13 protein-coding genes are annotated in these 13,611 nt (G+C 37.6%); 3 read left to right on the plus strand and 10 right to left on the minus strand.

Annotated elements, in window-relative coordinates:
- Positions 1-20: 20 nt before the first annotated feature.
- Genes arfB through DSM02_RS12190 form a run of 6 tightly spaced genes read right to left on the minus strand, consistent with a single transcriptional unit; the run spans position 21 to position 4,479 of the window.
- Positions 21-422, minus strand: coding sequence for an alternative ribosome rescue aminoacyl-tRNA hydrolase ArfB (gene arfB, locus DSM02_RS12165; RefSeq protein ID WP_128765889.1), 402 nt, complete (start codon positions 420-422; stop codon positions 21-23).
- A complete protein-coding gene (locus DSM02_RS12170; protein ID WP_128765890.1) occupies positions 422-1,966 on the minus strand; it encodes a DUF4301 family protein in 1,545 nt (514 codons plus the stop codon). The genes arfB and DSM02_RS12170 overlap by 1 nt, the downstream gene beginning before the upstream one ends.
- Positions 1,963-2,523: an AAA family ATPase gene (locus DSM02_RS12175; protein ID WP_164918303.1), complete on the minus strand. Its 561-nt coding sequence runs from the start codon at positions 2,521-2,523 to the stop codon at positions 1,963-1,965. Before DSM02_RS12175 ends, DSM02_RS12170 begins: the two co-directional genes overlap by 4 nt.
- Positions 2,484-3,116, minus strand: a complete 633-nt coding sequence (pnuC, locus tag DSM02_RS12180) for a nicotinamide riboside transporter PnuC (protein WP_128765891.1) — start codon at positions 3,114-3,116, stop codon at positions 2,484-2,486. The genes DSM02_RS12175 and pnuC overlap by 40 nt, the downstream gene beginning before the upstream one ends.
- A gap of 3 nt (positions 3,117-3,119) precedes the next feature.
- Positions 3,120-3,845, minus strand: coding sequence for a geranylgeranylglyceryl/heptaprenylglyceryl phosphate synthase (locus DSM02_RS12185; protein WP_128765892.1), 726 nt, complete (start codon positions 3,843-3,845; stop codon positions 3,120-3,122).
- A gap of 1 nt (position 3,846) precedes the next feature.
- A complete protein-coding gene (locus tag DSM02_RS12190) occupies positions 3,847-4,479 on the minus strand; it encodes a 4'-phosphopantetheinyl transferase family protein (RefSeq protein ID WP_128765893.1) in 633 nt (210 codons plus the stop codon).
- A gap of 57 nt (positions 4,480-4,536) precedes the next feature.
- Between DSM02_RS12190 and ahcY the strand changes: the two genes are divergently transcribed.
- Both ahcY and DSM02_RS12200 read left to right on the plus strand, forming a co-directional pair.
- Entirely contained in the window at positions 4,537-5,853 is a 1,317-nt protein-coding gene (ahcY, locus tag DSM02_RS12195; protein WP_128765894.1) for an adenosylhomocysteinase, read from the plus strand.
- Between the two features lie 116 nt (positions 5,854-5,969).
- The gene (locus tag DSM02_RS12200; protein ID WP_128765895.1) at positions 5,970-6,260 is read left to right on the plus strand and encodes a Bor family protein; all 291 of its coding nucleotides are present in this window, start codon (positions 5,970-5,972) and stop codon (positions 6,258-6,260) included.
- A gap of 239 nt (positions 6,261-6,499) precedes the next feature.
- Here DSM02_RS12200 and DSM02_RS12205 read toward each other — a convergent pair whose 3' ends face one another.
- Positions 6,500-7,393, minus strand: coding sequence for a hypothetical protein (locus DSM02_RS12205; RefSeq protein ID WP_240674047.1), 894 nt, complete (start codon positions 7,391-7,393; stop codon positions 6,500-6,502).
- A 29-nt stretch (positions 7,394-7,422) separates the two neighbouring features.
- On the opposite strand from DSM02_RS12205, the gene DSM02_RS12210 reads away from it, so the two are divergent.
- Positions 7,423-7,761: a TM2 domain-containing protein gene (locus DSM02_RS12210; RefSeq protein WP_128765896.1), complete on the plus strand. Its 339-nt coding sequence runs from the start codon at positions 7,423-7,425 to the stop codon at positions 7,759-7,761.
- A gap of 69 nt (positions 7,762-7,830) precedes the next feature.
- Here the strand turns inward: DSM02_RS12210 and DSM02_RS12215 are convergent, their stop codons facing one another.
- The 3 genes from DSM02_RS12215 to DSM02_RS12225 all read right to left on the minus strand — a co-directional run bounded on the left by DSM02_RS12215 (position 7,831) and on the right by DSM02_RS12225 (position 13,388).
- Complete coding sequence (locus DSM02_RS12215; protein WP_128765897.1) at positions 7,831-8,853, minus strand: phytase; 1,023 nt, start codon at positions 8,851-8,853, stop codon at positions 7,831-7,833.
- 1 nt (position 8,854) lies between these two features.
- Positions 8,855-11,683, minus strand: coding sequence for a TonB-dependent receptor (locus tag DSM02_RS12220; RefSeq protein WP_205875149.1), 2,829 nt, complete (start codon positions 11,681-11,683; stop codon positions 8,855-8,857).
- A 163-nt stretch (positions 11,684-11,846) separates the two neighbouring features.
- Positions 11,847-13,388, minus strand: a complete 1,542-nt coding sequence (locus DSM02_RS12225) for a tetratricopeptide repeat protein (RefSeq protein WP_164918304.1) — start codon at positions 13,386-13,388, stop codon at positions 11,847-11,849.
- Positions 13,389-13,611 lie beyond the last annotated feature (223 nt).

Below are 13,611 nucleotides of genomic sequence, written 5' to 3' on the forward strand. Positions count from 1 at the left end.
CCCTAAAATATTTGGAATACTTAAAAAGAAGGCGGTTTTCGATTGGCTTTCTTTTCTGCATTTTTCTTTTTAGAATCAAGCCTGCGTCTTTTTGAAGCTAAAGTAGGTTTTGTCTTTTTTCGTTTTTTAGGTTTAATAAGTGCCTTCTCTAGCAAGCGCATTAAATTTTTAAAAACCTCTTGTTTGTTTTTATGCTGGCTGCGGCTTTGATCATAAGATAAAACCAATTGATTTTCTGATGTGAATTTTGAAGACAGTCGTTTTTTAAGACGCTCTGTCTGATCCTCATCAAACACAATAGAAGCATCAAGATCCCAATGCAGCATGACTTTAGTAGAAGTCTTATTTACATGCTGACCTCCGGGACCACTGCTGCGCACTGCCTTAAAATTACATTCTGTATACAGCAGGTTTTTATCCATTAAGCTTTTGTCTGATGTGATGGTTTTAGTAAATCATTTACCGTTTTAACCGGATTGAAGGTTTCCAAAGGCACTTCAACAAATAGAGTATTCCAGCGTGCCATCGCACCGTTCCACAATCCCGGAAGTTCTAATGCTTTAATTTCGTTTCCTCCATCTGTTTTATAAGCTATAAATGCTAAGTCTGGATTCACATAATCAAGCAGATTGTATTTTTTACCATTATAATTACGTACACCGGCAACAATATCTACCGGATTGAAGTGTGTTGAATTTTTAAAGATCTCTCCCTGTTTAGCGTCTTTAGTGTTTACCTGTGCGCCTTCAATTATCTGCAGGGCTACTTTACCACTTTCATCTTCAACCCAAAATGGACCACCTCCGGGCTCTCCTTCATTTTTAACCATACCGCAAACACGGATAGGTCTATCTAGTAATTCAGCTAAATAGCTTTTCTTTTCTTCTGTTGAAAAATCTGTATAATCGGAATCGATACGTGTACTGAAGTCTTCTTTTAAAAAGGTTACTAATTCCTCAAGTTCGTTTTCAGAAATTGTATTCTTATCTAAAAGTGCTGCATATTTAAATACCTGAGCTTGCTTTTCTAAAAGTAAACCGGCTAAAATACGTTTGCTTCGGGCTAAAGTTTGAATCTGATCCTGAACCAATACATTATCTATATTCTTTATAAAAATCACATCTGCATCCACATCGTTCAGGTTTTCAATCAATGCCCCGTGACCTCCGGGACGAAACAACAATGAACCGTCACCTTTACGATACAATTTATTATCCATAGTAACAGCAACAGTGTCTGTTTCCGGCTTCTGAAACGAATAATCAACATCAAAGTTAACTCCTGTTGTATTGCTTACTGAAGCGTGAATGGTATCAAATTCTTTAACGAATGCCTCCTTATGCTCTGGCGAAACGGTAAAATGTAGTGTTGCTTTATCGCTTTTTGCCGCATATGCTGCAGCCTCATGCAAATGCTCTTCAAAAGCTGTTGCTTTGTAACATCCGTAATAATGAAATGGGATCAAGCCTTTAGGTAAATTACCGTAGTCCTCACCGTTTTCACTCATCATTGTTTTGATAAACGCATATTTCTTAGTGTTTTCATCGGCTTTGGTTTCTTCATCAAGCCCATCTATAATGTGATTGTAAAATGGAAACTCCTCATAACCGGCAAAAAACTTCTTCATATGATTATCCCCGGTACGTTCTAGATATTCATCTATTGTTTCTTTAGAAGCATTGTAGTCCTCTAAAAACTGATAGATCTTTTTAAACATACGGCTGGCAGCACCAGAGGCTGGTGTGAACTTTAAAAGATCGAGTTCTGATTTTTTATCTTCATAAAAATCTAGAAACTTCAATTCTTCTGCTTCAGCAAGTTTAAAAATTCCGTCTGATGTTGTTGCAGGTGCTACTAGTTTAACATTAGGCACCCCATTAACAAAAAGATCAATTTGACTTTCTACCTGTTTTGCAGTTAAGCCGTGATCTTTGATTTCGTTGATTTCTTGGTCTGTAAAATTCAAATTAGTAAAGAATTTAAGTGGTTGGTAATAAATTGTAGTCGTTCTTCTAGACTTCCTTTGACCAAAATGTAGGGGCGATCATTATCAATTAAAGCTTGTCTAAAATACTCGAACATTTCTTCTCGTTGTTCCGGGCGATCACGTAAATCATCTGCTTGCCAGGGCGTATCTATATATGTTAACAAATAGAGATCATACGTATTGCTTTTTGCAGCTTCTGCTACTTGGGTATCACACCATCCGTCATAGTATGCTTCGCTGTAAACCTTTGTTTCTAAAAGATCTGTGTCACAAAATACTGTTTTTTTTCCGGAATCGACAGCTTCATTTTCCAACTTCATCTGTCCAATAGCGATGGATAGTATGTCTTGAGGTTCACAAATTTTTTGCTCTTCATCCCATTTCTGCTGAAGGTATTCCCGAGCAAACTCGGGCACCCAGGCACCATCATAATATTCTGAGAGTTTCTTTGAAAGTGTAGTCTTCCCGGTACTTTCGGGGCCAAAGAGCACGATTTTTATACAGTTTCCGGTATGTTGTTGAGGTATTTTTTCCACGCGATAAAGCCATAAATAGCAAGCACAGTAAAAATAAGATATTGAAAACTGGTAAATGTGAAGCCTTTGTAAAAATATAGGGGAACCGAAATAATATCTCCTATAATCCAATAAATCCAATTTTCAATTTTGCGTTTAGCCATTAACCACATACCCACAAAAAATAGGGCCGTTGTAAGAGTGTCTACATAAGCCGTCCAACTATTCCATTTATCAAAAACATTGTACACAGCAAATACAAAAATGATGGTCACAATAAAAATGAAAGCAGACCAGGTATGTTCTTTTTTAGTGGTTTTTGAAATAGGCGTCACGTGCTCTGCATCTGTTTTTCTGGTCCAAACATACCACCCGTAAACACTCATCAAGAAATAATAAGCATTGATCATCATATCACCCAGCAAACCCCATTTTAATAATAGATAGACAAAAATTGAGGTGCTAATCATTCCTATAGGATATACCCAGATATTATTCTGTTTTGAATACCAGACCGAAAGCAACCCGAAAATAACGCCCACGATCTCAAGAATAATTGATGACGTTTCATAACCTGCATATTGCCCAAAAAAGAAATCTACAATTGAATTCATACGCTAAAATTCACCTTTTTCAAAAGCAGTACCTACAACTACAAGATCTGCGCCCGCCTCGTAAGCTTGCTGAAGCTTTAGAGGAGTTCTGATTCCTCCACCTACAATTAACGGAATAGAGATTGCCGACTTTACCGCCTGAATGATTTCGGTAGAAACCGATTTTAAAGCACCGCTTCCGGCCTCAAGATAAATCAATTTTTTACCAGAATATTCACCTGCAAGTGCTGTGCTTACTACACGTTCAACATCATGGTGTGGCAAAGCCTGTGTGTGACTCACGCGTTCTACAGCTGTTTTTATTCCGCCGTCAATCAAAATATAACCCGTGGGAATAATCTCTAGGCCTGAATGCTGTAACTGCTTTACAGACTTTATTTGTTGTCTTATTAAATACTCTGGGTTCTCACCAGATAACAGAGTTAAAAAAAGTATTCCGTCTGCTGCTTTTGAAATCTGCTTATAATCGCCTGGAAAAAGAATTACCGGCAAATCTGTATTCTTTTTTAGTATTTGAACGGTAAGTTGTGTTTGTGTCTGGGTTGCTGTGCTTCCGCCAACAAGAATGTGTGTAGTAAATTCGGGTAAGTGTAACACCTGTTGAATCAAGGTATCTTTAGAATGTTCTTCAGGATCAAAAAGGATTGCAAAACATTTTTTTTGATTCTTTGCAGCTTCCTGCAAGTCTTTATAAATCCGTTTTCCGCTCTGCGTAAATTCATCAATCATATCAAAGCGCTAAAGCATAAACACAGGTAAAACCTTCAAACTCCAGAAAATCAATAGCGTATTTACTTTGATTGCCGTGATAATTGATAACAGCATCCGTTTTATAATCATCAAAATCAAAATCGGTTACATTGATGTGCTGTAAAAAACTAAGCCCCTTAACTCCGTAAATCTTATAAAGTGATTCTTTAGCACCCCAAACAATGGTCAATTTTCTAATAACAGCATCGTCATTAGCCAACGTACGGTATTCTTTCAACGGAGTAAAGCGGGAGGCAATGCGCAAAATCTTATCGCGTTGCATTTCGATATCTATACCCACCTCAATAGCATCACTTATAATAATTGCGGTAAAATTATAAGAATGGGTGATCGAAATATGTTTACCATTATGCAAGTGTGGCTTTCCATTTTCGGTATAATACAAATCCTGATCGGTATAACCGGCTTGATGCAAAAGGTGTCTAATACTTAAAAATCCACGGCGGTGCAGTTCAGACTTCATACTCTCAAAACGCGCTTTACAATGTGGTGTCAAATTCACATTTTGAGACAACTCCTCAAGAGGCTCTTCCACTTTCCAGATGTAAACCTGAGTGGTTGCATTAGGCGTTATAGTTTTGAAAAGTGGCACGTTAACTAGTGATTATTACGTATTTTTGCAAAAAATAAGAATTGTAAATATAAGATTATGTCAACGAAAACCGTGCAATATGTTCCTTATAAAGTCAGAGATATTTCTTTGGCCGCATGGGGTAGAAAAGAAATAGAATTAGCTGAAGCAGAGATGCCGGGCCTTATGGCTCTAAGAGAAGAGTATGGTGCTGAACAACCTTTAAAAGGGGCTCGTATTGCAGGATGTCTGCATATGACCATACAAACTGCTGTTTTAATTGAAACACTTGCGGCTCTTGGTGCAGATGTTACTTGGAGTTCTTGTAATATTTTCTCTACTCAGGATCATGCTGCTGCAGCTATTGCTGCTGCCGGAATTCCGGTTTATGCCTGGAAAGGAATGAATGAAGAAGAATTTAACTGGTGTATTGAGCAGACTTTATTCTTTGGTGAAGAGCGCGAGCCGTTAAATATGATTCTTGATGACGGTGGTGATTTAACCAATATGGTTCTTGATGACTATCCAGAGCTTGCTGCTGCAATCAAAGGTCTTTCTGAAGAAACAACAACCGGAGTTCACCGTTTATACGAGCGTATGAACAAGGGTACATTACCTATGCCGGCGATCAATGTAAATGATAGTGTTACCAAATCTAAGTTTGATAATAAATTTGGCTGTCGCGAAAGTGCTGTAGATGCAATACGTCGTGCTACAGATGTAATGCTTGCCGGTAAGCGCGTTGTGGTTTGCGGTTATGGTGATGTAGGTAAAGGTACCGCTGCTTCATTTAAAGGAGCAGGTTCTATTGTAACGGTAACTGAAATTGATCCTATTTGCGCACTACAAGCGGCAATGGACGGTTTTGAGGTGAAGCGTCTGGAAACTGTACTTGAAAAAGCCGATATTGTAATTACCACTACCGGAAACAAAGACATCGTACGTGGTGAGCACTTCAAAGCGATGAAGGATAAAACCATCGTATGTAACATTGGTCATTTTGACAATGAGATACAGGTTGCCTGGTTAAATGAAAACTACGGCGACACTAAAGACGAGATCAAGCCGCAGGTTGATAAATACACCATTGATGGTAAAGACATCATTCTTCTTGCTGAAGGTCGTCTGGTAAACTTAGGTTGTGCAACAGGTCATCCAAGTTTTGTAATGAGTAACTCCTTTACAAATCAAACGTTAGCACAAATCGAATTGTGGAAAAACAGCCACAACTATAAAAATGAAGTATATATGCTACCGAAGCATTTAGATGAGAAAGTTGCTGCGTTACACTTAGAGAAAATAGGTGTTGAATTGACAGAATTAAGCAACGAACAAGCTGAATATATTGGCGTAACGGTTGAAGGACCCTACAAGCCAGAGTATTACAGATACTAAATTTCAATAAATTGTAACTTCTTCAATGCCTCCTTAAAAAAGGAGGCATTTTTTTATCAAAATATTGTTAAATTCAAAAAAAAATATAATTTAGCCAGCTAACCAAAACTATAATCATGAATAAAATTCACCGCTTTTTTATCGTTATTGCAACAGCATTAATTATGACCTCTTGCTATGTTCAAACCAGTATTGTTGGCGATGGTGCTAAAGGAAATACAGAGGTTACGCAATGGAATCATTATGTAATATATGGCCTTGCTCCCGTTGGAGTTTCTAAGCCTGAAGAAATGGCTAAAGGCGCCAAAGATTATACCGTAACTACAAAGCATTCGTTTATAAATGGTCTTGTCAATGCTATAACATTCGGTATTTATACGCCTACTACAACTATCGTAAAATATTAATTGTGGTAAAAAAAATACTCTTTTTTTTGTGTATACTTCTTCTGACACGCTCTGTTTATTATTTAATTAAACTTTTTAGTTTCAAATTAAATAACCTCAGTGAGTTTGGAGAAGGAGCCCTCTTAGGACATTCAATTGTATTTTGCTTGCTTAGTTGTTGTATTTTTCTTTTAGGAAAAAGAATTTGGTTCACACAAAAAGAAAATTAATTCAAAGAGCTCTTTAAATTTTAAAGGGCTCTATTTTTTTACAAGCGTCATTTGTGCTTTTTCGCCTTCTTTAAGATTGGTAATGGTACGTACAAAATTACGACTATCCTCCACTTCCAACCGCACGGTATTCGGTGCTGAAGTTCCTTCACTTACAGCCTCAATCCTGATTTGAGTCTGTTCTTTTTCCAGTTTAAATTCTAAATATTTTTTCTCGTGTAAAACCGTGTAATTCTCTAATACCGGTTTATCATCAACATACAAATTGATAATATCTCCATCTTCTTTCCCGGCATCATAGATTGAAAGTTTAATCTTCTGATCCCGAGTAAAAATATTGAGGTTTTCATCTTTAGCGATGATATTCCGCGTTAATGTGTCTAAAACCCGTGCTACCTTAATATTCTTTTTTATAGAATCTGAAAACTTCTTAGAGCGCTGAATGACCTTGTCTATTTTTTCTACTCGCTTTTTCACTTGCTCTCCAGAATTTACGATGATCATTCCATCGAGGCAGGGAGAACCATCTGCGTAAAGCCCTTTAAAATCACCACTAAAGGCTTTTACTTTATCCAGATTACGCACTTTTCCTTCAAAATTTACAAAGCAAAAATCTTTTTGAACAACCGGAGACTTCGTATAAACAATGTCATACTCATTAAAACTCAGTAGCTTTTCATCTTCATCATAAAAGCCTCTAATGTTAGATTTAGTCTCATGTTTACCTGCAAAATCTGTAAGTGAATATCCTTGAATAGAATCATTAACCCGGTCAAATAAAACTTTATAACTAATAAACGAAGTATCGTTTAATTTAATAACGCCAAAGAACTCAAACTCCTGTGCTTGAAATGTTGTAGTAAACGTTAAACATATCAAAAACAGGATTACTCGGGAATAGAAGTTTCTCAAAATAGCGTACATTTTGGGTAATTTAATTAACCTTAGATCTTATGAATTTCAAAATTATCTTTTCACTGGCACTTCTGCTAATGATTTCAACAACAACTTTTGCAGGATTTCCTGTTGAGCGTGTTGCAAAAACAACCACTGAAGTAAATGCAGCTTCTGAAGCTTCAAACGAACTTGTTTCTCCTGCTGCTGTTGCTGCAGATCGTCAAACCGTGGCAATTTTGCTTTGGTTATTTTTAGGGGCCTTTGCTGCCCACAGATGGTATCTGGGAAGTCCGATTTTATGGAACATCGTCTTTATTCTAACCGCAGGATTCTTTGTTGTAGGTTGGGTTATTGATGGAATTGAGATTATCACAGGTACCTATCCTGGATTGTAAGTTTATCAAAAACAACAAAAGCCCTGCTGATTCCTCAGCAGGGCTTTTTTATTTAATACCGGCTCTGAATTACTTCAATTTACCTAAATCATAGTAATAAAACGTACCATCGTCATTCATCGCAACAAACAATCCGTTTTTAAAGCTATCGTTTAACGGAACTGTCACCACTTCGCAACCGTCTGTTTCAGTTGTGGCTAAGTTTAATATTCTAACCAACTCATTAGTCTTACGGTCGTAAATATTAAACTGACCACGCTGCTGATCAGAAACAATGAGCATTCCGCTTCCGTCATCATAAGCGGCTATGGCGATCCCTTCTATATCTTCTAAGAAATCTTCTGATCCAAAAGCTGCCAGTTGCTCGTTTCCTTTAGCAGGCTCTGCGTGATATTTCTTGATGCTTTCTCCTTCATCAGAATAATACACAAAGCCCAGTGCATCATCAACAGCAATCGCTTCGATCTCTTTTTTACCGCTAAAATCCCCAAACTTGCGCACCAAGTCAAAGCTTACTAGATGGTCTGATTTTGGTGTGATTTTATATTGGTACAGATAGTTTTCTAACGGACCGGTTTTACGCCCTACAATTGCATAAAAGGCTCCATCCACAGCAGATTTATACAAACTCACTCCCATTGGATATTGAAATTCCTCATTCGCATCCTCTACAAAAACCGGAAAACCACCGCCATCTAAAGGCTTCATATCAGGCACCGAATAAATGCGTAACATTTTACGCTCTCTTTCGGTAAAAGCAATGATATCAGTGGTTGTAGAATCGTTTACCGGAAACCCATAACGCAAATCAACATTGTTAGGACGCTTGATGTTAGGAATTGATTTTTCGGGAATAATTTTTCCTTCCAGGTCAAAGGCAAAAATGCAACCGTCTGTATCTTTATCAGTACCAAAAACGATACTTTGTGAAGCATCTTCCGGGTTGATCCAAATGGCAGGATCATCAGTATCATATTTAACATGTTCGGTAATGGTATCGGGTTTGATTTCCGGTAGTTGTGATTTTGTATTTCCGCAAGAAAATAAAACCAGTGCCGTGCTGAAACCAGCACTATATTTGAAATTTTTCATACTAGAATAAATCATATTTTATACCAAAGGTTAAACGTGTGCTATAATACTCCATCTGCATCGTACGGTCTTTTACTCCCTGATAATAACGCAACGGCTGATTGGTAATATTATTTAGATTGGCATAAAGCTGAAGGTTCTTTGATAAGAAAACAGTGGCATTAAAGTCTAGAAAAAATTGCTCGTCATAAAAACGATCTTCAAAAGCATTACCTCCCAATTCATCTAAATAAGCATCTGCATAGTTGCTAGAAAGTCTCGCACTAAACCACTTATCTGCATAAGAAATTGACGCATTAAACATATTAGGCGAAGAACCCGGCAACGCAAGATCACCACGCATATCACCATCTTCATTAGCAATACCTTTAGCTTCAGAATTGAGATAAGTATAGTTTAAATAAATACCGAAGTTTTTAAGAAAACCGGGAAGGAAATCAAGCTGACGCTGAAACGCCACTTCTGCACCAAAAATGCGTGCTTTATCTCCGTTTAAAGGCTGAAACAACTCGTAACCCGTGCTTTCTTCTTCTGAAACATTGGTATAGATAAAGTCGTTTAAATCTTTATAAAACACCCCTCCTGAAAGAATACCTACAGAATTGAAATACTTTTCGGCCATAAAATCAAAATTCATAGAAGTAGTAGGATTCAATTGTGGGTTACCCACAGAAACCTCATCATCTTCCCGTTGTCTGTAAGGCACAAGATCTATATAATTAGGTCGCGCTAACGTGTTTGTCCAGGCAAAACGCAGAACCGTATTTTCTGAAGCATTATATTTAAAATGTACACCCGGTAAAACATTTGTATATGAACTCTCGTCATTGATTTGGGTCACCGTATCTGGCTCATCAACGTCAAAATTATTACCTGTACTTTCGATTCGTGTATTTTCAACGCGAAGACCTACTAAAACACTCAGTTTATCTGTTAATTTCTGATTAGTCATCACATAACCGGCATATACATTTTCGGTCACATCAAAGTTATCACCAAGATATTCGTCTGGCACTGCTTCTCCTTCAAAAGCTGCCGTGTCATACAAATCAAGACTTCCTAAAAACTCCGGTGAAGCAAAAATTCCGGGTCTGTATTTTGACCCTGCTAAAAAATCATCCCCATTATAAGCACGCTGATTTACCAATGCCAGGTTGTCTAATGCAGAAGTAAGTGGCGAATACTCAGAGAAGGTGTTGTTTCTATTTTTATTCTTAAACCTGCCGCGTACACCAAACTTTACCGTACCATCGCCATTATTAAAGAAATCTGCAGGCAACTCAAAGTTTGCAAAGAAATTGACATCTTTTTCTTCAGTAAACTGGTATTCTTCGGTTAGTTCATCTAATTCAAACTGCGAAAAATCTTCTGCAGAAACCGGAGTGTGTATAGGCTTACGTGTATCGTTGATCTCATTGTTGATTTCATATTCTGTAGCATAAACTAAATAACGTTCATTAGGACGTTCTTCTGAAGCTTTTGCAAAAGAACCCATCCAGGTGAACTTTAGATTTCCGAACAGGTGATTACCTCCTAAACTGTAGTTCTGCATACGCTGATCTTCCAATCTTCTGTTTTGAATTCTTCCGCCGGGAATACCTCCTTTGGTTTCGCGTTTAACTTCTACCGGAAAACGGGAAAGCGTACCGTTTACGATCTCAAAATCACCTTCATTGATGTCTTCTGCATCTAAAACCTCTGTCTCATATCGAAATCTATTCTCCCGATCATCACGCCAGTTGTACATCGTTTTTAAATAGATCTCGTTATTGTCGTCAAAGTTGTAATCAAAATTGGCTGAAAAACTACGTCTCACCCGTTGTACCAAATATTTACGGATCTCAAAAACATTGGCATACGGATTAACATCGAGCTCTACTTCTTCGCCAGCAGCATCAGTATAAGCAAAAGCGTCTGTCCACTCTGCCTCTACATTATCACTACCAAAATCATTATCGTTAATTGAGGCTGAAACCATCCAACCGAACTTCTTATTTTTTGAACGGTCTCCCAACAAAAAAGACCCACTCAAAATACGTTTGTCTGTGATAAAATTCACACCAGAACCTCCTGTTGCAGACAATCTAAAACGCTGTGGTGTAGATCGGGTTACCAGGTTTACCGAGCCCCCCAATGCATCAGCATCCATATCTGGAGTGACTGCTTTGTTCACTTCAATGGTTTGAATCATATCAGAAGGAATAAGGTCCATCTGCACATTGCGGTTATCCCCTTCTGCTGAAGGAATACGGCTTCCGTTTAAAGTAACCGAATTTAATTGTGGCGATAAACCACGCACAATTATATTACGCGCTTCTCCCTGGTCCATTTGCATGGTAATACCGGGAATACGCTTAGTCGCGTCACCAATGTTTGCGTCAGGAAATTTACCTATCTGATCTGTAGAAACAACATTGGTAATATTTACATTGTTTTTTTGCGTATTTAAGGCTCTGGCCTGCCCACCGTCACTAAAGCCAACGATTTGCACATCGTCTAACTGTGTTTCTTCAGAAGCTAACAACATAGCAACCGAAGTAGTTTTACCTGCAGATACAGTTACCTCTTTATTTATATCGGCAAAACCAAGATATTTTACAGTAAGGGTGTAATCTCCTTGAGGAATTTCTACAAATGTGAATTTCCCATCTTGATTAGAAACAGCACCTTTATTCAAACTTTTGATCATCACCGCGGCTCCCGGAACATTAATCCCATATTCATCGGTGATTACTCCTTGAATAATACCTTCCTGAGCGTATAAACCGGAGTAATTAAGTGTAAAAAGCAGCGTTACAATAAGCAACTTCAGACTAGTAATTATTTTCATTTTTTTGATGTTTTAATTGAATCAAATGTAGCTGAGCCCTTTAAAAACAGGCTAAACTAAAGTCTAACAAATTGTAAAGAATCAAGATTTTACGGGCTACAACAAGGCAACAATTACCTAAATTTTACACAGCCCTAACGTTGAGGCAAAAAAGGGAGCTGTTTTATAACTTCAGCATAAAGTTCACGAGCTCATCTGTACTATCAAGCGGTAATTTTTTACGCAGTCGGTAACGGGCCACCCGAACACTGTCTGGAGTAATACGCAGTACCGATGCGATTTCTTTTGAAGAAAGATCAAGCCGAAGCAACATACATAATCGCAGCTCTGTAGCTGTTAATTTTTGAGTGGCAGCTTGATTGAGTCTTTGAGTGAAGCTCGGATGGATCTCTTCAAATAAACTCAAGAATTGATTCCACTCATCATCTTCTAGCAAATGCGCTTTTAAGTCACTTGAAAGTGCAATCAATTTAGCAGGAATGTCCATACGCTTTCTCAAACTCAACTTTTGCAAGGTTCCTGAAACCTCTTCCAGCAATTTATTTTTTTGAGCCAGACTTAAACTGTATTTTGATAGCGTAGCCGTTTTAAGCTGAATTTGATTTTGAAGGTTTTGCTCCTGAGCTGCTTTGGTTTTTAGTTCAGCTTCTAATGCACGCTGTTTATACAACTCAACTTCTAGCCTTGCTCGTCGTTTTCGCTTCTGAAAAGAAAATAGAATGATGCCGCTGCTTATCAAAATGAACAGCAGCAGTAGCATAGCAATAAATTTTACCTGAGAAGTTTCTTGCTCCTGCTCGAGCAATTCTATTCTGGCCTGTTTCTCTTTAGTATCGTAAACGGTTTGTAACGCATTTAGTTGATTGAAGTTTTGCGCGTAAAATTGCTTTTCAACCAAATCCTGATACGCCAATGCATAGAAATGTGCATGTTTATAATCTTCAGCTAAGGCATAAGCTTTTGCAAGATCTTTGTAGGCACTTGCTATCTGATGCGGATTATCATAAGCAAGAGCCAATTCTAAAACTTCTTTGGTTTTTGTTATTGCTTCTTTATACCTCCCCGTTTTTCGGTAAATATCAGCGAGATTATTAAAAGCATTGATCTGAGCCTCATCATCTACCTCTTTAAAAAAGGCATAAGCCTGTTCAAAATAGGTATAGGCTTTGTCATAATCTCCCAGATCTTCATAGATACTGCCTATATTCTCAAGAACTGTAGCTTCTCCACTTAAGTCTTTAAGATCACGATAGATTAGCAGGCTTTGCTGCTGAAAATCAAGTGCTTTTTTCGGTTGATTTTGTTTTTCCGCACAGGTACCGAGCAATTCATAACTTTTAGATTTTAGATTTAAATACGTGTGTTTCTCTGAATGCGAAAGACTGCTGTTTAAAAGATCTGCTGCCTTAGTATAATTATTAAGTGCTATGTAGATCTCGGCCAATTCATTTTTAACCGTTGCCGTAAGCTGACTATTGTGATCTTCGTTTTGAATAAGCGCCGCGTTGTAGTGGTTTACAGCTTCGGTGTAGATCTGAGTTTGTTTGTAAAATCTGGCTAGATCAATATGTGAATTAACTAGTTCTGAAGTATTCTCACCAGACTCAGCAAGCTCTAATCGGTTTTTATACACATAGAAAACTGAATCTTTAAAAGCCTCAAACTTTTCTTCAGGATTATTTTGAGCCCAAATCGGGAGACTCATCAAAAAAAACATAAAAGCTAATCCAAAATACTTCAACTAAAGCTCCGTTTAGTTGAGCAATATACCGGTCTAATATTACCTGAGTATTAGTTGAATTTTAATGTCTAGTCCTAAATAAACGATACAGATTATTGATGGATTAAATTTATAATTTAAAGCTTGACGATTCTATTATCGTCAAGCTTTTTTGATTTATACCGTTTTGGTTTTATCTTATCTTGTT

Origin of the sequence: Leeuwenhoekiella polynyae (assembly GCF_004104075.1) — a bacterium.
GTDB lineage: Bacteria > Bacteroidota > Bacteroidia > Flavobacteriales > Flavobacteriaceae > Leeuwenhoekiella > Leeuwenhoekiella polynyae.

Excerpts from the sequence above, each read along its gene's own strand:
- ahcY (WP_128765894.1), top strand. The coding sequence starts at position 4,537 with ATGTCAACGAAAACCGTGCAATATGTTCCTTATAAAGTCAGAGATATT.
- DSM02_RS12225 (WP_164918304.1), bottom strand. The coding sequence starts at position 13,388 with ATGAGTCTCCCGATTTGGGCTCAAAATAATCCTGAAGAAAAGTTTGAG.
- DSM02_RS12185 (WP_128765892.1), bottom strand. The coding sequence starts at position 3,845 with ATGATTGATGAATTTACGCAGAGCGGAAAACGGATTTATAAAGACTTG.
- DSM02_RS12220 (WP_205875149.1), bottom strand. The coding sequence starts at position 11,683 with ATGAAAATAATTACTAGTCTGAAGTTGCTTATTGTAACGCTGCTTTTT.
- pnuC (WP_128765891.1), bottom strand. The coding sequence starts at position 3,116 with ATGAATTCAATTGTAGATTTCTTTTTTGGGCAATATGCAGGTTATGAA.
- DSM02_RS12215 (WP_128765897.1), bottom strand. The coding sequence starts at position 8,853 with ATGAAAAATTTCAAATATAGTGCTGGTTTCAGCACGGCACTGGTTTTA.
- DSM02_RS12210 (WP_128765896.1), top strand. The coding sequence starts at position 7,423 with ATGAATTTCAAAATTATCTTTTCACTGGCACTTCTGCTAATGATTTCA.
- DSM02_RS12200 (WP_128765895.1), top strand. The coding sequence starts at position 5,970 with ATGAATAAAATTCACCGCTTTTTTATCGTTATTGCAACAGCATTAATT.
- arfB (WP_128765889.1), bottom strand. The coding sequence starts at position 422 with ATGGATAAAAACCTGCTGTATACAGAATGTAATTTTAAGGCAGTGCGC.
- DSM02_RS12205 (WP_240674047.1), bottom strand. The coding sequence starts at position 7,393 with ATGTACGCTATTTTGAGAAACTTCTATTCCCGAGTAATCCTGTTTTTG.